Below are 24,752 nucleotides of genomic sequence, written 5' to 3'. Positions count from 1 at the left end.
GACCCCGACAACGCGCCGTGGCCGCGCGCGGTTCCCCGTACCCTGGACGGTGCCATGACTGAGAACCTGCCGCGCACCGCCCGCCCCCTCCGCGTCCTCGCCGCCATGTCCGGCGGGGTGGACTCCGCCGTCGCCGCCGCCCGCGCGGTGGAAGCCGGGCACGACGTCACGGGCGTCCACCTGGCGCTCTCCGCGAACCCCCAGTCCTTCCGGACCGGCGCCCGCGGCTGTTGCACCATCGAGGACTCCCGCGACGCCCGTCGCGCCGCCGACGTCATCGGCATCCCCTTCTACGTCTGGGACCTCGCCGAGCGCTTCCGCGAGGACGTCGTCGAGGACTTCATCTCCGAGTACGAGGCCGGGCGCACCCCGAACCCCTGCCTGCGCTGCAACGAGAAGATCAAGTTCGCGGCGCTGCTCGACAAGGCCCTCGCCCTCGGGTTCGACGCCGTCTGCACGGGCCACTACGCCACCGTCGTCCTCAACGACGACGGCACGCGCGAACTCCACCGCGCCTCCGACATGGCCAAGGACCAGTCGTACGTGCTCGGCGTCCTCGACGAGAAGCAGCTCGCCCACGCCCTCTTCCCGCTCGGCGACACCCTCACCACCAAGGAAGAGATCCGCGCCGAGGCCGAGCGGCGCGGCCTCGCCGTCGCGAAGAAGCCCGACAGCCACGACATCTGCTTCATCGCCGACGGCGACACCCAGGGCTTCCTCGCGAACCGCCTGGGCAAGGCCGAGGGCGACATCGTCGACGAGAGCGGCGAGAAGGTCGGCACCCACGAGGGCGCCTTCGGCTTCACCATCGGCCAGCGCAAGGGCCTGCGCATCGGCCACCCCGCCGCCGACGGCAAGCCGCGCTACGTCCTCGACATCTCCCCGGTGAACAACACCGTCACCGTCGGCCCCGTCGAGGCCCTCGACGTCGGCGCCCTCACCGCGATCCGCCCCCGCTGGTGCGGAGCCGTGGCCGCCGCCCCCGGCACGTACACCGCGCAGTTGCGCGCCCACGGCGGCGAGACCGAGGTCTTCGCCGAACTCGTGGACGGCGAGCTGCGCGTCTCCTTCACCGAGCCGGTCCGCGGTGTGGCCCCCGGCCAGGCGATCGTGCTGTACGACGGCACCCGCGTGGTCGGTTCCGCCACCATCGCCACCACCGAGCGGACCTCCGCCGCCGTGTGAGCCCGGCGGCCGGGGCTCAGGCCACCGTCAGGACGATCTTGCCGGTGGTGCGGCCCCGCTCGCCGATCTCGTGGGCCTTCGCGGCCTGCTCCAGCGGCAGCACCGTGTCGATCAGCGGCTTCAGCAGGCCCTGCTCGACCAGGGCGGCGATGCCCTCCAGGCCCTTGAGGTCCGGCTCCACCAGCAGCCAGGTGGCGTGCACGCCCTCCGCGTCGGCCGGCAGGCCGTCGGGGCCCGGCAGGGTCACCAGGTGGCCGCCCGGCTTGAGGACCTTCAGCGAACGCCGCCCGTGGTCCCCGCCCATCGCGTCGATCACCACGTCGATGTCGGAGACGACGTCCTCGAAGTCCGCGGTGCGGTAGTCGATCACCTCGTCGGCGCCCAGGTCGCGCAGCAGCGCGTGCTTGGCGGCGCTCGCGGTGCCGATCACGTACGCGCCGCGGGCCTTGGCGATCTGCACGGCCAGGTGGCCGACGCCGCCGGCCGCCGCGTGCACCAGCACCCGCTGTCCGGCCGAGACCCCGGCCGTGTCGACCAGCGCCTGCCAGGCGGTCAGGGCCGCCAGCGGCAGCGCGGCCGCCTCCACGTGGTCCAGCGAGGCGGGCTTGCGGGCGAGGTGCCGGGCGGGGGCGGTCACGTACTCGGCGTACGCGCCGGCCTGCTGCGGGAAGCGGGGCATCCCGTACACCTCGTCGCCCACCCGGTACAGGGTCACGCCCGGTCCGACGGCCTCCACGGTGCCCGACACGTCCCAGCCGACGGCCGGCACCGGCCCCCAGGGGATCAGGCCGCCGCTCTCGCGGGTCTTCCAGTCCACCGGGTTCACGCCGGCGGCGCGGACCCGTACGAGCACCTCGCCCATGCCGGGCTCCGGGCGCTCGATCTCCCTCTCGACGAGAACCTCGGGTCCGCCCCACTGGCTGACGACGACGGCGCGCATGGATGTCTCCTTTGGTGTTACTTCTGCGGGTATCGGCTGGTTTCCCCGGCCGACGCATCCAGCTTGGCGGCCGTCACGCCCGTATGGTGCTGGCCGTACGGCCACCATGTGACAGAATCTGGCCATGCATCGAATCGCCGTACTCGCACTCGAAGGCGTCCCCCCGTTCGAGCTCGGGATCCCCTCCCGCGTCTTCGGCAACGCCCACGACGACGACGGCGCCCCGCTCTACGAGGTGACCGTCTGCACCGCCGACGGCCTGCCCGTGACCAGCGACGCGGGCTTCACGGTCGGTGTCGCCGCCGGCCCCGAGGCGCTCGCCGCCGCCGACACCGTGGTCATCCCGCCCACCCACGCCATGGACGACCTCGCGCACGGCGCGCCCCTGTCGCCCGCGCTCGCCGCCGCCATCGCCGGGATCCGGCCCGGTACCCGGCTGGTGTCGATCTGTACCGGCTCCTACGTCCTTGCCGCCGCCGGGCTGCTCGACGGCCGGCCCGCCACCACGCACTGGCTGCACGCCCCCGAGTTCCAGCGGGCCTTCCCGCGGGTCCGGCTCGACGAGGAGGTGCTCTTCGTCGACGACGGAGACGTCCTCACCTCCGCCGGCGTGGCCGCCGGCGTCGACCTCTGCCTCTACCTGATCCGGCAGGACCACGGCACCGCCGTCGCCAACCGCGCCGCCCGCCTGTGCGTCGTCCCGCCCTGGCGCGACGGGGGACAGGCCCAGTACATCGACCGGCCCGTCCCCGAACCGACCGTCGCCACCACCACCGCCACCCGCGCGTGGGCCCTGGAGCGGCTGTCCGAACCGATCGCCCTCGCCGAACTCGCCGACCACGCCCGGATGAGCCTGCGCACCTTCACCCGACGGTTCCGCGACGAGGTGGGCATGACGCCGGTGCAGTGGCTCACCGTCCAGCGCCTCGAACTCGCCCGCCACCTGCTGGAGTCCAGCGACCTGTCGGTGGACCTGGTCGCGCACCGGGCCGGCTTCGGCTCGGGCAACTCGCTGCGCCAGCACATGAGGACCGCGCTCGGCATCTCGCCGATCGCCTACCGACGCACCTTCCGCCCCGCCCTCGCGCAGGCATGACCCCCGGGGTAATCGCGCTCCCGACCGGCGCTTGCCAGGATCGACCCCACGGAACGGTTCGACCCGCGGACCGGCCCGTACCGGACCGACACCGTGCACCGGACCGACACCCCGCACCGGTCCGACACGGCACGGCAGAGGAGAACACGATGACCGCGTACGCCCTGGCCCACCTGCGCCCCGTCCCGATGAACGACGAGATCCTGCGCTACATCGAGGAGATCCAGGCCACGATGGACCCCTTCGGCGGTCGCTTCCTCGTCCACGGCCGAGAGGTCGAGGTCAAGGAGGGCCCCTTCCCCGGGACGGTGGTCCTGATCTCCTTCCCCGACATGGACCGCGCCCGCGCCTGGTACGACTCGCCCGCCTACCAGGCGATCCTTCCGCTGCGGGCCGACCACGTCCCCTGCGAGATCATCCTGGTGGACGGAGTCGCCCCCGACTACGACGCCCGCCTGACGGCCGCCCACTGGCGCGAGGCCCTCGGCCTCTGAGAGCGGACGGGCGCGATCAGGGCGCGATCAGGATGCGAGCATGGCCACATGGCTACTCACCTGATCACCGGTGCCGGATCCGGCATCGGCGCCGCCGTCGCGAACCGCCTGCACGCGCGCGGCGACGACCTCGTCCTCCTGGCCCGCGACGCCGCGCGCGGCAAGCAGCTCGTCGAACGTTTCCCCGGCGCGGGCGTGCTCGTGGGCGATCTCGCGGACCCCGACCGGCTCTCGTGGGCCTTCTCCAAGCAGGCCATTCCCGAGCGGATCGACTCCCTGCTGCACATCGCGGGGATCGTCGACCTCGGACCGGTGGGCGAACTGCGCCCCAAGACCTGGCACCAGCAGCTCAACGTCAACCTGATCGCCCCCGCCGAGGTCACCCGGCTGCTGCTCCCCACCCTGCGCGCCTCGCACGCGACGATCGTCTTCGTGAACTCCGGCGCCGGACTGCAGGCCCACGCCGACTGGAGCGCGTACGCCGCCTCCAAGCACGGCCTGAAGGCCCTCGCCGACTCCCTGCGCGAGGAGGAGAGGCCCAACGGCATCCGCGTCACCTCGGTCTACCCGGGCCGCACCGCGAGCCCCATGCAGGCCAAGGTGCACTCCCAGGAGGGCAAGGAGTACGACGCCGCAGCCTGGATCGACCCCGAGTCCGTGGCGACGACCGTCGTCATGGCCGTCGACCTGCCCCGCGACGCCGAGGTCAAGGACCTGAGCGTCAGGCCCGGCCGATGAGCGCGAACGCCACCGGCGTCGGCTCGCTCCCGGGCGGCGACGCCCGCGAGGCCGCCAAGACCGTCACCGGCTCCTTCGAGGAGTTCCCGTACCTCGCCGAGCTGCCCGCACGCGGACCGGGCGCCGACATGATCGGCCGCTCCCTCGGGCTGCTCGTCGACATGTACGCGCACGTCGAGCCCAGCGGCTGGCGGATCAGCGACCGCCCCGGCCGCGACAGCAAGCGCGCCCGCTCCTGGCTCGGCGAGGACCTCGATGCCCTGGAGGAGTTCACCCAGGGCTACACCGGCAAGCTGAAGATCCAGGCCGTCGGGCCGTGGACCCTGGCCACCGCGCTGGAACTGCACGGCGGGGAGGCGGTCCTCCAGGACGCCGGGGCCTGTCGGGACCTGGCCGGATCGCTCGCGGAGGGGCTGCGCGAGCACGTGGCCGACGTGCGCAAGCGCATCCCCGGCGCCGAGGTGGTCCTCCAGTTCGACGAGCCCTCGCTGACCTCCGTGCTCCTGGGCCGGGTGCGTTCCGCCAGCGGGTACCGGACCTACCGCGCCGTCGACCGACAGGTCGTCGAGGGCACCCTGCGCGAGCTGTTCGCCGTCCACGACGGGGAGGTCGTCGTCCACTCCTGCGCCCCCGAAGTCCCCTTCGGACTGCTCCGGCGCGCCGGCGCCACGGGCGTGTCGTTCGATTTCTCCCTGCTCACCGAGCGCGAGGACGACGCCATCGGGGAGGCCGTCGAGGACGGTGCGAAACTCTTCGTCGGAGTGGTGCCCGGCACCGACGCCCCGTTGTCGGACCCGGGGGGTAGCGTCATGGGTGTCAGGAAGCTTTGGCGCAGGCTGGGACTGGCCCCGGGGACCCTCGCGGACTCCGTCGTGGTCACTCCGTCGTGCGGTCTGGCGGGCGCCTCGCCCGCCTACGCCCGCGCGGTGCAGGCCCACTGCGTCAGGGCGGCGAGGTCGCTCGCCGACAACCCTGAGTGACGGATCAGACGGGCCACGGGAGGACACGGCATGGCAGCCGAACAGAAGCAGGCCGGCGGCGAGTCGGCGGTGCCGGCGGCGGTGCGCGAACAGCACGCGCTGCTCGCCGAGCAGGTCGAGGAGCACCGCTTCCGGTACTACGTGAACGACCAGCCGGTCGTCAGCGACGCCGAGTTCGACACGCTGCTGCGCTCGCTGGAGGCACTCGAGGAGGAGTACGCGGAGCTGCGCACCCCCGACTCGCCGACCCAGAAGGTCGCCGGGGCGTACGAGACGGACTTCGCGTCCGTCGTCCACCGGGAACGGATGCTCTCCCTCGACAACGCCTTCGACGACGAGGAACTCGCGGCCTGGGCCGAGCGGGTGGCCCGGGACGCGAACACCTCCGACTACCACTACCTGTGCGAGTTGAAGGTGGACGGCCTCGCCGTCAACCTCACCTACGAGAACGGCCGGCTGACCCGCGCCGCCACCCGCGGCGACGGCCGCACCGGTGAGGACATCACACCCAACGTGCGCACCATCGCCGAGATCCCCGACCGGCTGAGCGGCGACCGCATCCCGGCCCTCGTGGAGATCCGCGGCGAGGTCTACTTCCCGATGGACAAGTTCGAGGAGCTCAACGCCCGGCTCGTCGAGACCGAGGGCAAGCCCTTCGCCAACCCGCGCAACGCGGCGGCCGGTTCGCTCCGCCAGAAGGACCCGAAGATCACCGCCACCCGGCCGCTGCACATGGTCGTGCACGGCATCGGCGCGCGCGAGGGCTTCGACATCGACAACCTCTCGCACGCCTACGGTCTGCTCCGCGAGTGGGGCCTGCCGACCGCCGAGCACAACAAGGTGGTCTCCACCCTGGAGGAAGTGCGGGAGTTCATCGCCCACTTCGGCGAGAACCGGCACTCCGTCGCGCACGAGATCGACGGCGTGGTCGTCAAGCTCGACGAGATCCCGCTCCAGGGCCGGCTCGGGTCCACGGCACGCGCGCCGCGCTGGGCCATCGCCTGGAAGTACGCCCCCGAAGAGGTCAACACCAAGCTCATCGACATCAAGGTCGGCGTCGGCCGCACGGGGCGCGTGACCCCGTACGCGCAGGTGGAGCCGGTGACGGTGGCCGGGTCGGAGGTCGAGTTCGCGACCCTGCACAACCAGGAGGTCGTCAAGGCCAAGGGCGTGTTCATCGGCGACACCGTGGTCCTGCGCAAGGCCGGCGACGTCATCCCCGAGATCCTCGGCCCGGTGGTCGACCTGCGGGACGGCAGCGAGCGGGAGTTCGTGATGCCGGGCGAGTGCCCCGAGTGCGGGACCCCGCTGCGGCCCATGAAGGAGGGGGACATCGACCTCCGCTGCCCCAACGGGCAGACCTGCCCGGCCCAGTTGCGCGAGCGGCTCTTCTACCTCGGCGGCCGGCAGTGCCTGGACATCGAGAACTTCGGCGCGGTGGCCGCCGCCGCGCTCACCAACCCGCTGGAGCCGGCCGAGCCGCCCGTGCGCGACGAGGGCGACCTGTTCGGCCTCACCATCGAGGACCTGCTGCCCATCAAGGCGTACGTCCTCGACCAGGACAGCGGACTGCCCAAGCGGGATCCGAAGACCGGCGAGGAGAAGATCGTCACGGTCTTCGCCAACCAGAAGGGCGAGCCGAAGAAGAACGCCCTGGCCATGCTGGAGAACATCGCCGCCGCCAAGGACCGCCCGCTGGCCCGCGTCATCAACGGCCTGTCGATCCGTCACGTCGGGCCCGTCGCCGCCGAGGCGCTGGCCCGGGAGTTCCGTTCGATCGAGCGCATCGAGCAGGCCACCGAGGAGGAGCTGGCCGCCACCGACGGGGTCGGCGCCATCATCGCGGCGTCCCTCAAGGAATGGTTCGCCGTCGACTGGCACCAGGAGATCCTGCGCAAGTGGCGCGAGGCCGGCGTCCGGATGGAGGAGGAGGGTTCCGGCGAGGAGGAGGGCCCCAGACCCCTGGAGGGCCTGACCGTCGTCGTCACCGGCACCCTGGCGAACCACACCCGGGACGGCGCCAAGGAAGCCCTGCAGAGCAGGGGAGCCAAGGTCACCGGATCCGTGTCGAAGAAGACCTCCTTCGTCGTGGTCGGCGAGAACCCCGGCTCCAAGTACGACAACGCGGTGAAATTGAAGCTCGCGATCCTCGACGACGCCGGGTTCGAGGTGCTCCTGGAGCGGGGGCCGGACGCCGCGCGCGAGGTGGCGCTCCCGGTGGACGGGGCCACGGAAACGGAGTAACGAACGAAGGGAAGTCCTTCCGGGGGACGGGCGAAGGCGAACGGATGCGTGGTGTGCGGCTGTCCGGGCGGGCGCACGCCGGGCGTGGTCGTCGGTGCCAATCGGCCGGTACGGGGCCGGCGGCAGGGCGGTGACCTGTCGGATCATCGGATCGAGGACCGGAAGAGCCTGGTCCAAACTCACCCGTTCGGCGGATACCGTACTGATGAGGATGGCTGGGTCGCATTCGGGCAACCACCGCCGACCGCTGCCCCTGGGGGCCTCCGGCGTCCTACTGTTGTGGGGTGCGCCAGTCGTGCACGGCCACGTGACGTGCTGCCGGCCGTGACGGCACGACTTCGGGGCCACCGCGTGACATCGGCATCGCCGGCTGTGAGAGGGACGGGCATGAAACCCACCGAAAGCGCCGATCCGTCACCTGAATTCGGCGGGGAACTCCCGCCCGAGCGGACGGGACGGTTCGGACTCCTGGGTGCCAGGACGCCGGACACCCGCCCGCTCGACACCGGGGCGGGCGGCAAAGGGCAGGACGGCAAGGGGCGACCCGTCCGCACGACCCTGCCGCTCTTCCTCGTGGGCCTGTCCGTCGTGGTCCTCGCCGCCGGCATCACCTCCGCCCTGATCGACCGTCAGGCGCTGTTCCCCGGCGGCACGGTGGGCTGGGCGCTCGCCCTGCTCACCGGCATCATCGTCGGCCACCTCGTCGCACTGGGCCGCGACCGCTGGTGGGGCGGCACCGGCTCGGGCGCCGCGCTCACCCTCGGCGTCCTCGTCCTCTACGGATGGGTGCCCGCCGGCCTCGTCTCCCTGGCCGTGGTCTCGCTGGTCGGGGCCGCGCGCCGGCACCGCTGGCGGCAGGGCCTGCTCCACGGCTCCGTCGACATCCTCGGCATCGGCGCCGGAGCCCTCGTCCTCGGCGCCTTCGGTGACCATCCGACGGTCGAGATCCCCTGGCAGCCCACCACCTGGGGACCCGGGGCCATCCCGGAGGTCATCCTGGTCGCCCTCGCCTACCTGGCGGTCACCCGTCTCCTGCTGTGGGCCTCCCTCTCCCCGCGCGGCGGGGGACTGCCCACCGTCGCCCGCACCGCCCTGCTCCGGCAGGCGCTCGTCGTCGCCGCCCTGCTGGGGATCGCCCCGCTGATCTGCGTCGTCGCCGTCTCCCAGCCGGTGCTGCTGCCGTTGTTCGCCGTACCGCTCATCGCACTGGACTCCACGCTATGGATCGCCCGCGCCCGCGCCGAGGAGCAACTGCGCGACCCGCTGACGGGGCTGCCCAACCGGCAGTGGCTGCTGGAGCGCGCCTGGTCGGCGCTGGACGAGGCCGAACGGCTGGGCACCCGGGCCGCCCTCGTGCTGATCGACCTCGACCGTTTCCGGGCCGTCAACGACACCCTCGGCCACCTCGCCGGCGACCGGCTGCTCCTCCAGATCGCCGACCGACTGCGCCAGGCCCTGCCCCAGGACGCCGAGGTCGCCCGACTCGGAGGGGACGAGTTCGCCGTACTGCTGCCCGTCGCCGACTCCACCACCAGCGCCCAGCGGGTCGCCCGGCACCTGGTCGCCGAGCTCGGCTCCCCCCTCGACCTGGACGGGCTCACGCTCGTCCTGGAGGCCAGCGCCGGCCTCGCCGTCTTCCCCGACCACGCGCTGGACGCGGAAGGACTGCTGCGCCGCGCCGACGTCGCCATGTACCAGGCCAAGCGGGACCGCACGGGCGTCGAGGTCTACGAGTCCAAGCGCGACAGCAACACGCCCGACCGGCTCGGCCTCCTCGGCGACCTTCGGCGCGCCCTCGACGCGGGCGAGGTGGAGCTGCACTACCAGCCGAAGGTCCGCTTCGACGGACAGGTGGCCGGGCTGGAGGCACTCGTGCGCTGGGTGCACCCGGAACGCGGTCGGGTCTCGCCCGACGAGTTCATCGCCATCGCCGAGACCTCCGGGCTGATGCCGCACCTCACCGAGTACGTCCTGGAGACCGCCCTCGCGCAGGTGGCGCGGTGGCGGGCGCAGGGCCTGAAGGTGCCGGTCGCCGTCAACGTCTCGCCCCGCGACGTCCACACGCCCGGCTTCGCGGGAGCGGTGGCCGCCCGGCTGGCGCGGCACGGGGTCCCGGCGAGCGGTCTCCAGTTGGAGATAACGGAACACGTGCTGCTGGAGGACCCCCAGCGGGCCGCGGACACCATGGCCGGCCTGACCGGGCACGGGGTGAAGATGTCGCTGGACGACTTCGGCACCGGGTACTCCTCGCTCGTGCACCTGAGACGACTGCCGGTCAGCGAGCTGAAGATCGACCGTTCGTTCGTGGCCCGGCTCGCCGTCGACGCGCAGGACGCGGAGATCGTCCGGTGCACCGTCGACCTGGCCCACTCGCTGGGGCTGCTCGTCGTCGCCGAGGGCGTGGAGGACGACGAGACCTGGGAGCGGCTGCGGGACCTCGGCTGCGACGCGGTCCAGGGGTGGCTGGTCGCGGCCGCGATGCCGCCACAGGAAGCCACCGCCTGGCTGCTGGCCCGCGGCGAGCGCGGCTGGCGACGCCCGGCGGACATCACCGCCGAACTCGCGGCCGCCGCGGCGGCGGAGACCCAGGCCTCCTGAGGCCGGCCGGGCGGGCCCCCGGCAGGGGCCCGGGCGACCGGCGGGGCAAACCGTTTAGTGGGTCAGGGGGCGGGCCCCATAGGATTGGGCCTGAAAACCCACACGCTCACCACCCCCAGAGGATCGCCGCATGCCTGGCATCACGCGCGAGGAGGTCGCCCACCTCGCTCGGCTGGCACGTCTGGAGCTGAAAAGCGAAGAGCTCGACCACTTCGCCGGACAGCTCGACGACATCATCGGCGCGGTCGCCCGCGTCTCCGAGGTCGCCGACCAAGACGTCCCGCCGACCTCCCACCCGCTGCCGCTGACGAACGTCATGCGCGCGGACGAGGTCCGTCCGTCGCTCACCCCCGAGCAGGCGCTTTCCGGCGCTCCCGCCCAGGAGCAGCAGCGTTTCAAGGTGCCGCAGATCCTGGGGGAGGACTAACAACCATGACTGAGATCATCAAGCTCACGGCCGCCGAGACCGCCGAGAAGATCGCCTCCGGCGAACTCACGGCCGTCGAGGTCACCGAGGCCCACCTGGCCCGCATCGAGGCCGTCGACGAGAAGGTCCACGCCTTCCTGCACGTCGACCGCGACGGGGCCCTGGCCCAGGCGCGCGCCGTCGACGCGAAGCGCGCCGCGGGCGAGAAGCTCGGCCCGCTGGCCGGCGTTCCGCTCGCCCTCAAGGACATCTTCACCACCATCGGGGTCCCGACCACCGTCGGTTCGAAGATCCTCGAAGGGTGGATCCCGCCGTACGACGCCACCCTGACGCGCAAGCTGAAGGAAGCCGACGTCGTCATCCTCGGCAAGACCAACATGGACGAGTTCGCCATGGGGTCCTCCACCGAGAACAGCGCCTACGGCCCCACCGGCAACCCGTGGGACCTCACCCGCATCCCCGGCGGCTCCGGCGGCGGTTCCTCCGCGGCCCTCGCCTCCTACCAGGCGCCCCTGGCCATCGGCACGGACACCGGCGGTTCCATCCGCCAGCCCGCCGCCGTCACCGCCACCGTCGGCGTGAAGCCCACGTACGGCTCGGTGTCCCGCTACGGCATGGTCGCGTTCTCGTCCTCCCTGGACCAGGGCGGGCCCTGCGCCCGCACCGTCCTGGACGCCGCGCTCCTGCACGAGGTCATCGCTGGCCACGACCCGATGGACTCGACCTCCATCGACGCGCCGGTCCCGCCGGTCGTCGAGGCGGCCCGCAACGGCTCCGTCGCAGGCCTGCGCGTCGGCGTGGTCAAGCAGTTCGCCGGCGAGGGCTACCAGGCCGGCGTCGTCCAGCGCTTCAACGAGTCGGTGGAGCTCCTCAAGGAGCTCGGCGCCGAGATCGTCGAGCTGGACTGCCCGTCCTTCGACCTGGCCATGGCCGCGTACTACCTGATCGCCCCGTCCGAGGCCTCCTCGAACCTGGCGCGCTTCGACGGCCTGCGCTACGGCCTGCGCGTCGGCGACGACGGCACCCTGTCCGCCGAGGACGTCACCGCCCTGACCCGCGAGGCCGGCTTCGGCGACGAGGTCAAGCGCCGCATCATCCTCGGCACGTACGCGCTCAGCTCCGGCTACTACGACGCGTACTACGGCTCCGCGCAGAAGGTCCGCACGCTCATCACGAAGGACTTCGAGAAGTCCTTCGAGCAGGTCGACGTGATCGTCTCCCCGACGACCCCGACCACCGCCTTCCCGATCGGCGAGCGCACCGACGACCCCCTCGCGATGTACCTCGCGGACCTGTGCACCATCCCGACCAACCTGGCCGGCAACTCCGCCATGTCGCTGCCCTGCGGCCTGGCACCGGAGGACGGCCTCCCGGTCGGACTGCAAATCATCGCCCCCGCGATGAAGGACGACCGGCTGTACAAGGTCGGCGCCGCCGTCGAGGCGGCCTTCGTCGCGCGCTGGGGTCACCCGCTGCTTGAGGAGGCACCGTCGCTGTGAGCACCAGTGCACTGTCCAAGGCCAAGGGCTTCAAGAAGTCCAAGACCGGCACCTACCTGTCGATCGGCACCACCGCCTTCGGCGCCCTCGGCGTGATCAAGCAGGTCAAGAAGGCCCGCACCGAACACGACGTGCTGAAGTTGATCGACGCCGCCGTGTCCGCCGCCGCCATCGTGACCGGCCTCGCGATCCTGTACCGCGAGCTGAAGCGCCTCGGCGACGACGACGTCCTGCTGGGCTGAGAGGGAACATCCACCGTGAGCTTCACTGAACTGCTGTCGTACGAGGACGCCCTCGCGTCGTACGACCCCGTCATGGGCCTCGAGGTCCATGTCGAGCTCGGCACCAGGACCAAGATGTTCTGCGGCTGCTCGACCGAGCTGGGCGCACAGCCCAACTCGCAGACCTGCCCGGTCTGCCTCGGTCTGCCGGGCGCGCTGCCGGTCGTCAACGCGATCGGCATCGAGTCCGCGATCAAGATCGGCCTCGCGCTGAACTGCGACATCGCCGAGTGGTGCCGCTTCGCCCGGAAGAACTACTTCTATCCGGACATGCCGAAGAACTTCCAGACCTCCCAGTACGACGAGCCCATCGCCTTCAACGGCTTCCTGGACGTCCAACTGGAGGACGGCGAGATCTTCCGCGTGGAGATCGAGCGCGCCCACATGGAGGAGGACACCGGCAAGTCGCTGCACGTCGGCGGCGCCACCGGTCGCATCCACGGCGCGTCCCACTCCCTGCTGGACTACAACCGCGCCGGCATCCCGCTCATCGAGATCGTCACCAAGCCGATCGAGGGCGCCGGCGAGCGGGCCCCCGAGGTCGCCAAGGCGTACGTCGCGGAGCTGCGCGAGGTCATCAAGGCGCTCGACGTGTCCGAGGCGCGGATGGACAAGGGCCAGATGCGCTGCGACGTGAACCTGTCGCTGCGCCCGAACGGCACCGAGAAGTTCGGCACCCGCTCGGAGACGAAGAACGTCAACTCGCTCCGCTCCGTGGAGCGCGCGGCGCGCTACGAGATCCAGCGGCACGCGGCCGTGCTGTCCTCCGGCGGCACGATCGTGCAGGAGACCCGGCACTTCCACGAGGAGGACGGCTCCACCACCGCCGGCCGCATCAAGGACAACGCCGAGGACTACCGGTACTTCCCGGAGCCCGACCTGGTGCCCGTCGCCCCGGCCCGCGCCTGGGTCGAGGAACTGCGCACCGGCCTGCCCGAGATGCCGCGCGTGCGGCGCAACCGGCTCCGCGAGGAGTGGGGCGTCAACGAGCACGACATGCAGTCGATCCTCAACGCGGGCGCGGTGGACTCCATCGTCGCCACCATCGAGGAGGGCGCCGACTCGACGGCCGCGCGCAAGTGGTGGATGGGCGAGTTGGCCCGCAACGCCAACGAGCAGGGCGTCGTCGTCGACGAGCTGCCGATCACCCCGGCCCAGGTGGCCCGGGTGGCGGCGCTGGTCGCCGCGGGCGACCTGAACGACAAGCTGGCCCGCCAGGTCATCGAGGGCGTCCTCGCCGGCGAGGGCACCCCGGACGAGGTCGTCGACAAGCGCGGCCTGAAGGTCGTCTCGGACGAGGGCGCGCTGGGCGCGGCCGTGGACGAGGCCATCGCGGGCAACGCGGCCATCGCCGACAAGATCCGCGGCGGCAAGGTCGCCGCCGTCGGCGCCCTGGTCGGGGCGGTCATGAAGACCACCCGCGGTCAGGCCGACGCGGCGCGCGTCAAGGAACTCATCCTGGAGCGCCTGGGCGTCTCCGAGGGCTAGATCCCGTACGAGGAACGGCCCGCACGGTGAACACCGGTGCGGGCCGTTCTCGTCGGTCGGCTCCGACCGCCGCGGGACGCCGCGACCACCGCGGCCGCCGCGAGGCCTACAGCGGAACCGGCGCCGCCAGGAAGGCCAGCCGCGCCGGCTTCGCGGGCAGATACACCTCGGGCAGGTCGATCTCCGGGAGCACGACCTCCGGGCCCAGCACGAAGCCGGTGCGCTCCAGGCGACTGATGGCCTTGAGGTTGCGGGCGTCGGGCTCGGCGACCACGCGGCGGGTGCGGCCGTCGGCGAAGACGTACGCCATGAACGCGGTCAGCAGGGCCGCGGTGAATCCGCGCACGGCGCCACCGCCCGCGTCCGGGGCGATCAGCAGGTGCACACCCGTGTCGCCGGGCCGCGCCTCGTAGCACTCGCTGACCCGGTCCGCCGAGCAGTCGTACGTCTGGAACAGCGCGACCGGCGTGCCGTCGCGGCTGACGATGAAGGCGTGGTGCGTCGTGCGCCGGTCCACGTCCTCGTAGATCTCCCGCACCAGTTCGCGGCTCGCGTCGCCCATGCCCCAGAAGCGGGCGCGCTCCTGGCTGACCCAGCCGTGGATCAGCGTCGCGTCGGCGGCGGGGTCGACGGGGGTGATGGTGACGGTGCCGAAGCCCGCCAAGGGGTGGGTGTGCACGGGCTCGCGGGTGGACGTGCTGGATGCGCCGGTCATGCGGGGGTTTCCTTGGTGAGTCGGGCCCAGTCGGTGACGACCGGTACGAGTTCGCACCGCGCCCACAGGGCGAGCTGGTCACGGTGGTGGGGTGAGCCGGTGACGCCGTCCGCGCCCAGCGGGACCGCCCAGAGGCTGTCCTCCCGCCGGGCCAGGTCCCAGGCGTAACGGGCGGCCGAGGCGCGGGCGGTGAGATCGGTGAAGCCGGGTACGGAGGAGGTGGCGTTCACGCAGTCGTGGTCGCCGCCGAGGCCGGGCCACAGCGCGTCGGGATCCGGGAGCGCCGACCAGGGCACGAGCCGGTGGACCTGCGACCAGGGGGTGTCGGCGCCCTGCGCGGCGGCGGTCTCCTCCAGGGCGGCCCGAACGTGCGCGACCCGGTCCAGGGCGGGCAGGAGCGGGGTGGTCAACAGCCCTTCGAGGGCGTAGCCCACCCTCGGGAGCAGGTACAGCCAGGGGTGGAAGACCTCCGGGCCGGTGGGGGCGTCGGCCAGTCCCGCGAGCGCGGGGTCGGCGGCGATGCCGCGTACCGTCGCGGTCCGGAAGGCGGCGAAGACGGTGGCGTCGGTGCTGTCGGCCGCCATGTGCCGGTCCCAGGCGAGCAGTCGGGCGCGCAGCGCCTCGGCGGCGGGGGAGAGGTCCGCGAGATCCGGCAGCAGGTCGAGCAGGGGCGCGGCGGAGGCCAGCCGGGTGTCCGCGTGTACGTCGGCCATCGCCTTCGCCGACCAGTCCGTGGAGCCGGAGAGCAGCTCGCGGATGCGGTCGGCCCGGTGCGGGGGAGCGAACTCCACGCCGAGGGGGGCGGCGATGCCGCGCGCGTTCGCCATCACGGCGAAGTCCCGCACCGGCTCGGCGGGCGTCTCGGCCCAGCCCCGCCACGCGTACCGCGCGTCCCAGGCGGGCACGGGGCGCAGCCGGTTGGCGGGGTCGCGCACCGGGACGGCGCCGGCGACGCGGTGCAGCAGACCGCCCTCGGTGTCGGCGGCGTGCACGACGTTGACCGGCTCGGCCCAGCCGTCGAGCGCGCGGTCGACGTCGGCCACGGTGCGGGCCCGCAGCAGCGCCGGCAGGACGGCGAAACCGAGGTCGCGACGGACCCGGGGCGGGTAGCGCAGCGACAGGGTCTGGTCCGCCGACTCCTCGCGGGTGATCACCGGGCCGCGCGCGGTCTCCAGGACCTCGATCTCCACCGGGTCGCCGCCGGCGACGGAGATGGTCTCGGTGTGCCGGTGGACGGGCTCCCAGGCGCCGTCCGGTCCCAGGGCCTCGACGCCGTCGCCGCCGGGCGCGGGGCGCAGCCGCTCGACGTACAGGTCCTGGTAGTCGGCCATGGCGTTGGTGATGGCCCAGGCCGCGCCGCCGGTGTGCCCGAAGTGGCCGAGGCCGGGGATGCCGGGGACGGCCAGGCCGAGCACGTCGAACTCGGGGCAGGAGAGACGTATCTGCTGGTAGACGCCCGGGTCCTCGATGAACCGGTGGGGATCGCCCGCGATGATCGCCGCGCCGGTGGCGGTCCGGTCGCCGGGGATCAGCCAGCCGTTGCTGCCGGCCGTGCCGGGGCCGTCGGTGGCGAACAGGGTGACCGCCCCGTCGCCCAGGGCCCGGCCGACGCGCTCGCGCCAGAGCTTGGTCGCGAACCCCGCGAACAGGATGTGGGTGGCGATCCAGATGGAGAGCGGGACCCACGGCTCCCACGGGGTCGGAACGTGCCCGGTGCGCGCGAACCGCTCGTCGCGCAGGGCGCCTTCGGCCAGCCCCTCGTTGACCCCGTCCACGTACGCCCGCACCCAGGCCGCGGTCTGCGGGTCGAGCGCCTCGTGGCAGCGGCGGGCGGTGTCGTCGAGACGGGACTGGCGGGCGAACCGGTCCCAGGCGACGGCGTCCGCACCGAGGAAGGCGGCGCTGGAGCCCTGGGCGCGATGGCGCTCCACCTCCAACTGCCAGGCGCGGTCCAGGGCGGTGACGCGCCCTTGGGCGTGGGAGAGTCGGAGCGCGTCGGATGCGCGAAGATGGGGGACGCCCCAGTCGTCGCGGTAGACCGCGTAGTCGTCCGACGGGTTTGCGCTGCTCACACTGCTCACTCTTCCCCAAAGCGTTAGGTTAGGCTGGCCTAACTATAAGCTGAAAGCGCGTGCCGATGCCTAGGGCAGGGGCAGCTCAGGGGAAGGGGTGGCCACACATGGCCGTTGGCAAGGGCTGGGAGGGCGTCGTCCTCAAGCTCATGGGGGCGAAGGACTTCACCTTCACCGTCACCGGGGCGGAGGACGTCACGGCGAACTACCGCCGCGTGCACCTGTCGGACGGAGGACTCCTCGCGTCGGCCGGAGAATCGATTCACCCGACGATGTGGGTCCGCCTGTGGTTCCAGAGCGAGGGCAAGCCGCACCAGCGTGCCTACACGCTCGTCGACCCCGACCCCGCCACGGGCACCTTCACCCTCGAATTCGCCCTCCACGACGGAGTGGCCAGCGCCTGGGCGCGGGCCGCCCGACCCGGCGACACCATCGAGGCCAGCATCCAGGGCACCGGATTCACCGCCCCCGCGCCCGAGCCCGAACGCCTCCTGGTGATCGGCGACCCGGCCTCCCTCCCGGCCATCAACTCCCTCCTCGACGCCTACCCGAGGACCCCCGCCACGATCTGGTTCGAGACCCAGCACGCCTCCGACACCGCCCTCCCCGTCCGGCTGGACCCCGACCGGCACGACATCCGCCGCGTCGAGCGCGGCGCGGGCGCCGGGGCGAACCTGGTGGAGCAGGTCAAGGCGCAGCTCCCCGAGCTGGTCGCCGACCCCGCCTCGGCGTACGTGTGGCTGGCCTGCGACGCCGCGACCACCCGCGCGTTGACCGCGTACCTCCGCAAGGACCTCGCCCTGCCGAAGCAGCGGGTCAACGGCCTCGGCTACTGGCGCGCCGCCTGACCCGGACGCCCGGTCGCGGCCCCCGCACCCACCCCTGAGGCGCAGACCCCGGGGTGGGTGGTGCGACGGCGTTTCCACCCGCCCGCGCCTCTCGCGCGCCGACGATGCGCCTCTCGCGTTCCCCCGCCGCGCCTCTCATGCGCCGACGGTGCGCCTCTCACGTGCCCCCGCCGCGTCCCTCACGCGCCGACGGTGCCGTCCACGGCCTCGCGGAGGAAGTCGGCGTGCCCGTTGTGGCGGGCGTACTCGTGGATCATGTGCAGCATCACCAGGCGCACCGAGACGTCCTCCTTCCACTTCGGGACGTGCACCGTCACCTCCAGGGACGCGGCGGCGGCCTCCACCTCCCGGGAGTGCTCGATCTCGGCGTGCCAGGCGGCGAAGGCCTCGGCCCCGCTCGCGTCCGTGGCGTCGTAGGCCGCCTGGAAGTCGTGGCGATCGGACCACAGGTGCGGGGCCTCGGCCCCGCCGATCGTGCGGCGGAACCACTGGCGCTCGACCTCGGCCATGTGTCGGACCAGGCCCATCAGGGACAAGGTGGACGGCGGGGACGCCCTGCGGCGCAGTTGCCCGTCGTCCAGGCCCTCGCACTTCATCGCGAGGGTGGCGCGGTGGAAGTCGAGGTAGGCGCGGAGCGTTTCGCGTTCGTTCCCGGTGCCGGGTGGTGAGATGCGTTCCATGTGCGTGATCCTGCCCGCCCGACCTGGCGGCCGGAAGGGCTCGACGAGCCCCCGTTTCAGGACTCCCACAGGTACGGCACCGTTACTCCCAGCACCTTGAACCCCAGCCGTTCCAGGATCGGTCGGCTGTCCTCCGTCGCGTCCACCTGGAGGTACTCGATGCCACGGGCCGCCGCCAGCCGGGCGCGGTGGGCGACCAGGAGACGGTAGATGCCCCGCCCTCGCCACTCGGGATCGGTGCCACCGCCCCACAGGCCCGCGAACGAGACCCCCGGGGGCATCTCCATCCGGGCCGCGCAGACCGGGGTGTCGCCCGCCATCGCGACGACGGCCTCGACGGTGTCCGGTGCGTCCCGCAGCATGCCGAGCACCAGCTCCCGGATCCGGGGGCTCTCGGAGGCGAACGCCCTTCTGTGGGCCTCCATCATCAGATCCACCCCCGCCTCGTCCGTCACCACCCGCAGGGTGATCCCCTCGGGAGGACGGACCGGCAGCGCCGCGAGGTCGGCCGTGCGCGCCACGAGCAGCGTCTCGGCCGGCTCCGGCACGAACCCGGCCGCGCGCAGCCGCTCCCCGAGGTCCGCCGGTCGGTCGTGGCCGTACAGCTTCCACTCGAAGTCCGTCGCCTCGCCGGCCTTCGCCCGCCCCGCGTAGTGGGCGATCTGCGCGGCGATCTCCGCGTCCGCCGTCCCGGCGTCGAGGTCCGACCAGACCACGCCGTTCCAGCCGGGACCGGACACGGTCTGTCGGACGACCGCGCCCACCCGTTCCACGCGGGCCGACGCAGAGTCGGGCTGCGCGCCCCGGCGCATCTGCGAGTCGTACAGGGCCCGTACCTTCACCAGTTCCGCGTCATCCATGGTCATCCGGCCAGCTCACCAGCCGAGTCCGCGCGCCACAACTGCATTAACCTCGCTCCGTGAACGTCGACTCCTCCGTCTACACCGGCAAAGCCGCTCCCGACGCCGCCGCCGACCGGGGCTGGCTCCTCGGTCACTTCAAGGCGCCCGGCGATCCCCGCCACAGCGAGGACGTCGAGATCAAATGGGGCGTCCACCCCAAGGGCGACGAGCGGGCGACGTGGGTGACCGGCGAGGAGCGCACCGCGCTCCAGGTGTTGATCAGCGGGCGCTTCCGGCTGGAGTTCCCCGGCCGCACCGTGGTCCTCGCCGAGCAGGGCGACTACGTGGTCTGGGGGCGCGGCGTCGACCACTCCTGGCACGCGGAGGAGGACACGGTGGTGCTCACCGTCCGATGGCCGTCCGTTCCCGGCTACCGGGCCGACGAGCGGCCCGGCAGCCCGCGATCCTGAAACTGCTCCGCGACCCTGCCCCTGGCGCTCGCCCCGCCGCTCCGCACCGGGCATTCCCCACGTTCCTGTGACGATGCACACGAATGGGGCCAACGATCATCAATCGCTGAGATCGTTGCAGGTGAAGCAGGTAGAGGTGTGGACCGACCGGTCGGCCGGGGAGACCCCCTGGACACCGCCCCGGACCGCACGCGTTCACGTGTTCTTTGCGGCGGGCCCTCCCTCGGTAAAGATCCGAACCACCAGGGAGCACGTCCGTTGGCAGCAATCGCACGCTGGTGCATGCGACACCGACTGGTCACCGTCCTGATCTGGCTGCTCGCTCTCGGCGGCACCGCCGCGGCCGCGGGGAGCGCCGGATCGGCCTTCACCAACGACTACGAGGTCCCCGGGACCGAGTCCGCCAGGGCCAACACCCTGCTGCGCGAAGGCTTCCACGGCCAGGGCGGCGACACGAACACCGTCGTGTGGCGGGCCCCGGACCACCAGAGCGCCCGCACCCCCGCCGTCGAAGAGCGCATGACCCGGGCACTGGACGCGATCGCCGCACTCCCCGGCGTCGGCTCGGTCGCCGGCCCCTACGGGCCCGGCCCCGAACAGGCCGACCGGATCAGCCCCGACGGGCGCACCGCCTACGCCGTCGTCACCTTCGACCGGCCCGCCGACGCCGTGCCCAAGGACCAGGCCAGAGCCGTCGTCGCGACGGCCAAGAACCCCACCACCGAGTCCGACGGCCTCCAAGTGGAGCTGGGCGGCCGGGCGATCGGCCTGACCGAGGCACCCGGCGCCCACCTGGCCGAGGCCATCGGCGTGGCCATCGCCGCCGTGGTCCTCTTCCTCGCCTTCGGCTCGCTCGCCGCGAGCCTGCTGCCCCTCGCGACCGCCCTGGTCAGCGTGGGCACCGCCTACTTCGGCATCACCCTGCTCGGACACGCCATACCGGTCGCGGACTTCGCCCCGATGCTCGGCACCCTCGTCGGCCTCGGCGTCGGCATCGACTACGCGCTGTTCATCGTCACCCGGCACCGCAAGGCCCTCACCCGCGGCCTCCCGGTCGAGCAGGCCGCAGCGGAGGCCGTCGCGACCACCGGCCGGGCCGTCGTCTTCGCCGGCGCGACCGTCTGCATCGCCCTGCTCGGCATGCTGGTGCTGAGGCTGAACTTCCTCGACGGCGTCGCGATGGCGGCCTCCCTGACCGTGGTCCTCACCGTCGCCGCCTCCGTGACCCTGCTCCCCGCCCTCCTCTCGTACATCGGCACCCGCGCCCTCTCGCGCCGCGAACGCCGCACGCTCGAGCGGGAAGGACCACGCCCCGAGCTCCCCACCGGCTTCGCCGTCCGCTGGTCCGCCTTCGTCGAACGACACCCCAAGCTCCTGGGCGCGGTCGCCACCACCGTGATGGTGGTCCTGGCGCTGCCGACCCTCGGCCTCCACCTCGGTACCTCCGACCAGGGCAACAACCCGGCCACCGCCACGACCCGCAAGGCCTACGACCTGCTGGCCCAAGGCTTCGGACCCGGAACGAACGGACCGCTCGCGGTCGTCGCCCGCCTCGACGGCGCCGCCGGCCGGGTCGCCGTCGACCGCCTGACCGAAGCCCTGCACACCACCGAGGGCGTGGCCTCCGCGGGCCCGGCGGTCTTCAACGGCAGCGGGGACACCGCCGTCCTGACCGTCGTACCGGACACCTCCCCGCAGTCCCGGGCCACCAGCGATCTCGTCGACACGCTCCGCCGGGACGTCATCCCGCGCGTCGCGAACGACGGCTCGACCGAGGTCCACGTGGGCGGCGTGACCGCCGGCTACGACGACTTCGCAGAGGTCATCATCGGGAAGCTGCCGCTCTTCGTCGGCGTGGTCATCGCCCTCGGCTGCGTGCTCCTGCTGCTGGCCTTCCGGTCCATCGGCATACCGGTCAAGGCCGCCGTCATGAACGTCGCGGCTGTCGCCTCCTCCTTCGGCGTGGTCGTCGCGATCTTCCAATGGGGCTGGGGCAGCGAGGCGATGGGCCTGGGCAGCGCCGGCCCCATCGAGCCCTTCCTGCCCGTCATCATGGTCTCCGTCCTCTTCGGGCTGTCCATGGACTACCAGGTCTTCCTGGTCAGCCGGATGTACGAGGAATGGCTGGAGACGGGGGACAACAAGCGGGCCGTCCGCGTCGGCCTCGCCGAGACCAGCCGGGTGATCAACTCCGCCGCCGTCATCATGATCTCCGTGTTCCTGGCCTTCGTGCTCAGCGGCGACCGCATCATCGCGATGTTCGGCATCGGCCTCGCCGTCGCCGTCGCACTCGACGCCTTCGTCCTGCGCACCCTGCTGGTCCCCGCGCTCATGCACATGCTCGGGGGCGCCAACTGGTGGCTGCCCGCCTGGCTCGACAGCAGGCTCCCGCGCATCAGCATCGAACCCCCGCCCTCCCACACCCGCGCGACACTCCCGTCGCAGCGGCCCGACGAGGACAGCGCCCCGGACAAGGACAAGGACGAGGACAAGGACACGGACACGGACACGGACGAGGACGAGGCCGCGCACGCCACGGCATCCCGGTGACGCGAGCCCGCCGCCCGTGACCCGAGGGGGCACGGCAGGTTCTCGATCCACCTCGCCGAAGACGCCCGGCCGTTCCCGCTGGAGATCAGCCCCGCCGAGGAGTTCCCGGCCCACATGGACCGCGGCCGGGAGTGCGCCGGCGAGCACACCGCGCTTCCCGACCTCGCCACCGACCTCGACTCCGCGCGCGCCTTCCTCGCCGACCACGCACGCAAGACGGCCACCACACCGGCCGTGAAGGAGTCCCGCGGCAGAGCGATCCGCACCGGGGAGTCCGCCAGGACACCGAGGTCCGGGCGGTCCTCGCCCACGCGTGGACCGCGACCGCGAAGCCGGCAGGGACCGCGAACCCGGCAGGGACAGCGAACCCGCAGGGACCGCGGACCGGACCGCGAACGCGCAGGCCGCCTCTTCTCTGAGCTGATCCGGCTCCCGCCGCGTGGGGACAACGGCTTCTCATCGGGAGCGTCGATCCCTACCATGATCCATCATGTCTTCCAATCAACAGATAGTCGAAGCAGCCCTGGAGCGAATCGGCGCGGGCTATGTCTTCCCCGGGAAGACCGCCTCCATCGAAGCCGCGATCAGGGGCCGTCTGGCGACCGGCGCCTACGAGGGCCTGGACGGCCCGGCTCTCTGCGACGCGGTGACCACACACCTCCAAGAGGCGTGCCCGGACAAACACCTGCGACTGCTCTGGACGCACGAGCCGCAATCGCTGGCGCCGGCGGACGACGACGGGGGCCAGGCCGCGTTCCTCGCGCGCCTCCGGGCGGAGGGCCAGGGGATCCACCGCGTCGAGCAGCTGAAAGGCAACGTCGGGCTCATCGAGCTCCGGCTCGTCACCACCGCCGCCGAGGGCGCCGGCGCGATCGGTGCGGCCATGCGGTTGGTCGCGGACAGCTCCGCCCTCGTACTGGACCTGCGGGCGTGCCTCGGCGGATCCCCGGAGGGCGCGGCGATGTGGTGCAGCTACTTCTTCCCCGACGACCAGGTGCACCTGAACGACCTCTACGACCGGCGCACCGACACGACCCGCCAGTTCTGGACGGTCGGGCACCTCCCCGCGCCGCGCTATGTGGACCGCCCGGTCCACGTGCTCACCAGCGGGACCACGTTCTCCGCGGGCGAGAACATCGCGTACACCCTGCAGGCGCACGGCCGGGCCGTCGTCGTCGGCGCGACCACGCGCGGCGGTGCCCATCCCACGGACCGCCACGCGGTCACCGAGCACATCCTGGTGACGGTCCCCACGGCACGGACCATCAACACCGTCACGGGGACCAACTGGGAGGGTGTGGGAGTCGTCCCCGACGTTCCGGTTCCGGCGGACCAGGCGCTCGAAGAGGCACTCGAGCCCACGTCGCGGCAGGTCGCGGCGCAGCCCGGATAGGCGTCTCGTGGCCGGAAGGCCGGCGTCCGCCGCCGGGACCGCCGGGCCGCTCGCGATCGGCGGCCCGGTCCCCGGGGCGGGGCCACCGCCCGGATTCCCGCCCCCGGGCCCACCTGCGGCGATGGCCCCCGGGCGGTCGCGGGACCTTCTCAGAAACCTCTCAGAAACGCCGCCTACGGTGCCCGGCATGGACACCAAGAAGACCTCCGACCCGACGGCCCCCGCAACGGACCCCACCGAAGACAAGGCGACAGCGACCACCCCGGCCGAGGCCCGGACCGAGAACACGGGGTCCGACACGGTCGAACCGGCCGACAAGGCCGTGGCGGAGCCGCTCGACGGGTCCACCGCGGCCGAGGCGTCCGACGAAGACCTCGACGAGGAGTTCGCCGCCGAGGACGAGGAAGCCGAGCAGGTCGGCGGCGTCGCCTCCGCTGCCTCCGCGATCGTCGCCGCAGGGCTGAGCGTCGTCGCCCTCAGCGGGAGCTGGGTCTCCCGCGTCGTCGCCGAGCGACAGAACCTCGTGAACCAGCTCGACCTGAGCCAGACCGCCGACAACAACGCGAAGATCGCGGCCCTGTACAGCGCTCCCTGGCACGCGACCGCCCTCGTCAACGGCGTCCTGTCCGCCATCGCGCTGCTCCTCGCCCTCTTCGTCCTGGCCCGCCCCGCCTTCGGGGTCCCCGGCCGCACCCTCCCGACGTGGATCCGCTCCGTGGCCTGGGCCGCCATCGCGCTCGGCGCACTGGGTGTGCTCCTGTTCACCCTCATGTACTTCGACCTCCTCCTCCCCGCGCCGACGAGCGCCGCCTGACGCCCGTCGTCCACAGGGACGCCGGGAGACCCGGGCACCGCCTTGGGGACAACCCTTAGGGCGGTCCGGGGGCCGGTAAGCGGGACTAAGGCTTCCGGCGCGCGGAGATGCGGCAAGCGCCCCATGCGCCCGGGCCCTCTGGGAAGCGAATCTTGGATCACACCGAACGAGGTGCCCGAGAGAGCAACCAGGGAGTACGACATGTTCGAGTACGAGATGGCCAACGCCCGCCGCGCCGAACTCCTCCGCGAGGCCGATGCGTACCGACTGGCCCGGGCGGCCAAGAAGGCGCGCCGCTCCTCACGCGGCCAGGAACCCGAAGGGTCGGTGAGTGGAAACCGGAGCCGCTTCACCCGCGCCGCGTAAGCCGCGGCGCGAGCAGCGGGAACCGACGCGTG

The 24,752-nt window shown here is 72.4% G+C and carries 22 protein-coding genes; 17 read left to right on the top strand and 5 right to left on the bottom strand.

Translation table 11 applies throughout. The annotated features are described in order from the left end of the window. Positions 1-54: 54 nt before the first annotated feature. Positions 55-1,185, top strand: coding sequence for a tRNA 2-thiouridine(34) synthase MnmA (mnmA, locus tag ACFYW3_RS21210; RefSeq protein WP_351750559.1), 1,131 nt, complete (start codon positions 55-57; stop codon positions 1,183-1,185). A gap of 16 nt (positions 1,186-1,201) precedes the next feature. Here the strand turns inward: mnmA and ACFYW3_RS21205 are convergent, their stop codons facing one another. Further along, entirely contained in the window at positions 1,202-2,125 is a 924-nt protein-coding gene (locus ACFYW3_RS21205) for an NADP-dependent oxidoreductase (protein WP_351750557.1), read from the bottom strand. A gap of 124 nt (positions 2,126-2,249) precedes the next feature. Here ACFYW3_RS21205 and ACFYW3_RS21200 point away from each other — a divergent pair, with 124 nt between their 5' ends. The 10 genes from ACFYW3_RS21200 to gatB all read left to right on the top strand — a co-directional run bounded on the left by ACFYW3_RS21200 (position 2,250) and on the right by gatB (position 13,970). After that, positions 2,250-3,221 (top strand): helix-turn-helix domain-containing protein, encoded by a 972-nt coding sequence (locus ACFYW3_RS21200; RefSeq protein ID WP_329442247.1) that lies wholly within the window; start codon positions 2,250-2,252, stop codon positions 3,219-3,221. Positions 3,222-3,370: 149 nt separating this feature from the next. After that, positions 3,371-3,715: a DUF1330 domain-containing protein gene (locus ACFYW3_RS21195; RefSeq protein WP_351750554.1), complete on the top strand. Its 345-nt coding sequence runs from the start codon at positions 3,371-3,373 to the stop codon at positions 3,713-3,715. A gap of 48 nt (positions 3,716-3,763) precedes the next feature. Further along, positions 3,764-4,453 (top strand): SDR family oxidoreductase, encoded by a 690-nt coding sequence (locus ACFYW3_RS21190; RefSeq protein WP_351750552.1) that lies wholly within the window; start codon positions 3,764-3,766, stop codon positions 4,451-4,453. Continuing rightward, positions 4,450-5,433 (top strand): methionine synthase, encoded by a 984-nt coding sequence (locus ACFYW3_RS21185; protein ID WP_389386978.1) that lies wholly within the window; start codon positions 4,450-4,452, stop codon positions 5,431-5,433. The genes ACFYW3_RS21190 and ACFYW3_RS21185 overlap by 4 nt, the downstream gene beginning before the upstream one ends. A 30-nt stretch (positions 5,434-5,463) precedes the next feature. Beyond that, positions 5,464-7,677, top strand: coding sequence for an NAD-dependent DNA ligase LigA (ligA, locus tag ACFYW3_RS21180; RefSeq protein ID WP_351750549.1), 2,214 nt, complete (start codon positions 5,464-5,466; stop codon positions 7,675-7,677). Between the two features lie 468 nt (positions 7,678-8,145). Continuing rightward, positions 8,146-10,275, top strand: a complete 2,130-nt coding sequence (locus ACFYW3_RS21175) for a putative bifunctional diguanylate cyclase/phosphodiesterase (protein WP_389387013.1) — start codon at positions 8,146-8,148, stop codon at positions 10,273-10,275. Between the two features lie 130 nt (positions 10,276-10,405). Then, the gene (gene gatC / locus ACFYW3_RS21170; RefSeq protein ID WP_007266718.1) at positions 10,406-10,702 is read left to right on the top strand and encodes an Asp-tRNA(Asn)/Glu-tRNA(Gln) amidotransferase subunit GatC; all 297 of its coding nucleotides are present in this window, start codon (positions 10,406-10,408) and stop codon (positions 10,700-10,702) included. Positions 10,703-10,707: 5 nt separating this feature from the next. Continuing rightward, positions 10,708-12,201 (top strand): Asp-tRNA(Asn)/Glu-tRNA(Gln) amidotransferase subunit GatA, encoded by a 1,494-nt coding sequence (gene gatA / locus ACFYW3_RS21165; protein WP_351750548.1) that lies wholly within the window; start codon positions 10,708-10,710, stop codon positions 12,199-12,201. Further along, positions 12,198-12,443 (top strand): hypothetical protein, encoded by a 246-nt coding sequence (locus tag ACFYW3_RS21160; protein WP_053677648.1) that lies wholly within the window; start codon positions 12,198-12,200, stop codon positions 12,441-12,443. The genes gatA and ACFYW3_RS21160 overlap by 4 nt, the downstream gene beginning before the upstream one ends. A gap of 72 nt (positions 12,444-12,515) precedes the next feature. Beyond that, on the top strand, positions 12,516-13,970 hold the full coding sequence (gatB, locus tag ACFYW3_RS21155) for an Asp-tRNA(Asn)/Glu-tRNA(Gln) amidotransferase subunit GatB (RefSeq protein WP_351384825.1): 1,455 nt from the start codon (positions 12,516-12,518) through the stop codon (positions 13,968-13,970). A 106-nt stretch (positions 13,971-14,076) separates the two neighbouring features. On the opposite strand, the gene ACFYW3_RS21150 is transcribed toward gatB, so the two are convergent. Both ACFYW3_RS21150 and ACFYW3_RS21145 read right to left on the bottom strand, forming a co-directional pair. After that, complete coding sequence (locus ACFYW3_RS21150; RefSeq protein WP_351750546.1) at positions 14,077-14,685, bottom strand: GNAT family N-acetyltransferase; 609 nt, start codon at positions 14,683-14,685, stop codon at positions 14,077-14,079. Then, on the bottom strand, positions 14,682-16,766 hold the full coding sequence (locus tag ACFYW3_RS21145) for a penicillin acylase family protein (protein WP_351750544.1): 2,085 nt from the start codon (positions 16,764-16,766) through the stop codon (positions 14,682-14,684). Before ACFYW3_RS21145 ends, ACFYW3_RS21150 begins: the two co-directional genes overlap by 4 nt. Positions 16,767-16,864: 98 nt before the next feature. On the opposite strand from ACFYW3_RS21145, the gene ACFYW3_RS21140 reads away from it, so the two are divergent. Further along, the gene (locus ACFYW3_RS21140) at positions 16,865-17,605 is read left to right on the top strand and encodes a siderophore-interacting protein (protein WP_389386977.1); all 741 of its coding nucleotides are present in this window, start codon (positions 16,865-16,867) and stop codon (positions 17,603-17,605) included. A 179-nt stretch (positions 17,606-17,784) separates the two neighbouring features. Here ACFYW3_RS21140 and ACFYW3_RS21135 read toward each other — a convergent pair whose 3' ends face one another. Together ACFYW3_RS21135 and ACFYW3_RS21130 are read right to left on the bottom strand one after the other, a co-directional pair. After that, the gene (locus tag ACFYW3_RS21135) at positions 17,785-18,285 is read right to left on the bottom strand and encodes a DinB family protein (RefSeq protein WP_389386976.1); all 501 of its coding nucleotides are present in this window, start codon (positions 18,283-18,285) and stop codon (positions 17,785-17,787) included. A 56-nt stretch (positions 18,286-18,341) separates the two neighbouring features. After that, positions 18,342-19,145: a GNAT family N-acetyltransferase gene (locus tag ACFYW3_RS21130; RefSeq protein WP_351750616.1), complete on the bottom strand. Its 804-nt coding sequence runs from the start codon at positions 19,143-19,145 to the stop codon at positions 18,342-18,344. 59 nt (positions 19,146-19,204) lie between these two features. Between ACFYW3_RS21130 and ACFYW3_RS21125 the strand changes: the two genes are divergently transcribed. The 5 genes from ACFYW3_RS21125 to ACFYW3_RS21105 all read left to right on the top strand — a co-directional run bounded on the left by ACFYW3_RS21125 (position 19,205) and on the right by ACFYW3_RS21105 (position 24,720). Beyond that, the gene (locus ACFYW3_RS21125; protein WP_389386975.1) at positions 19,205-19,597 is read left to right on the top strand and encodes a signal peptidase I; all 393 of its coding nucleotides are present in this window, start codon (positions 19,205-19,207) and stop codon (positions 19,595-19,597) included. A gap of 258 nt (positions 19,598-19,855) precedes the next feature. Beyond that, positions 19,856-22,147, top strand: coding sequence for an MMPL family transporter (locus ACFYW3_RS21120; protein WP_389386974.1), 2,292 nt, complete (start codon positions 19,856-19,858; stop codon positions 22,145-22,147). Positions 22,148-22,637: 490 nt separating this feature from the next. Then, positions 22,638-23,540, top strand: coding sequence for a S41 family peptidase (locus tag ACFYW3_RS21115; RefSeq protein WP_389386973.1), 903 nt, complete (start codon positions 22,638-22,640; stop codon positions 23,538-23,540). Positions 23,541-23,727: 187 nt separating this feature from the next. Next, positions 23,728-24,354, top strand: a complete 627-nt coding sequence (locus ACFYW3_RS21110; protein WP_351750534.1) for a hypothetical protein — start codon at positions 23,728-23,730, stop codon at positions 24,352-24,354. Between the two features lie 171 nt (positions 24,355-24,525). Continuing rightward, positions 24,526-24,720, top strand: coding sequence for a hypothetical protein (locus ACFYW3_RS21105; protein ID WP_389386972.1), 195 nt, complete (start codon positions 24,526-24,528; stop codon positions 24,718-24,720). Positions 24,721-24,752 lie beyond the last annotated feature (32 nt).

Source organism: Streptomyces sp. NPDC002602, from assembly GCF_042889445.1.
Lineage (GTDB): Bacteria > Actinomycetota > Actinomycetes > Streptomycetales > Streptomycetaceae > Streptomyces.
The sequence above is the reverse complement of the archived record's forward strand: the minus strand, read 5'-3'. Positions and strand labels throughout refer to the sequence as shown.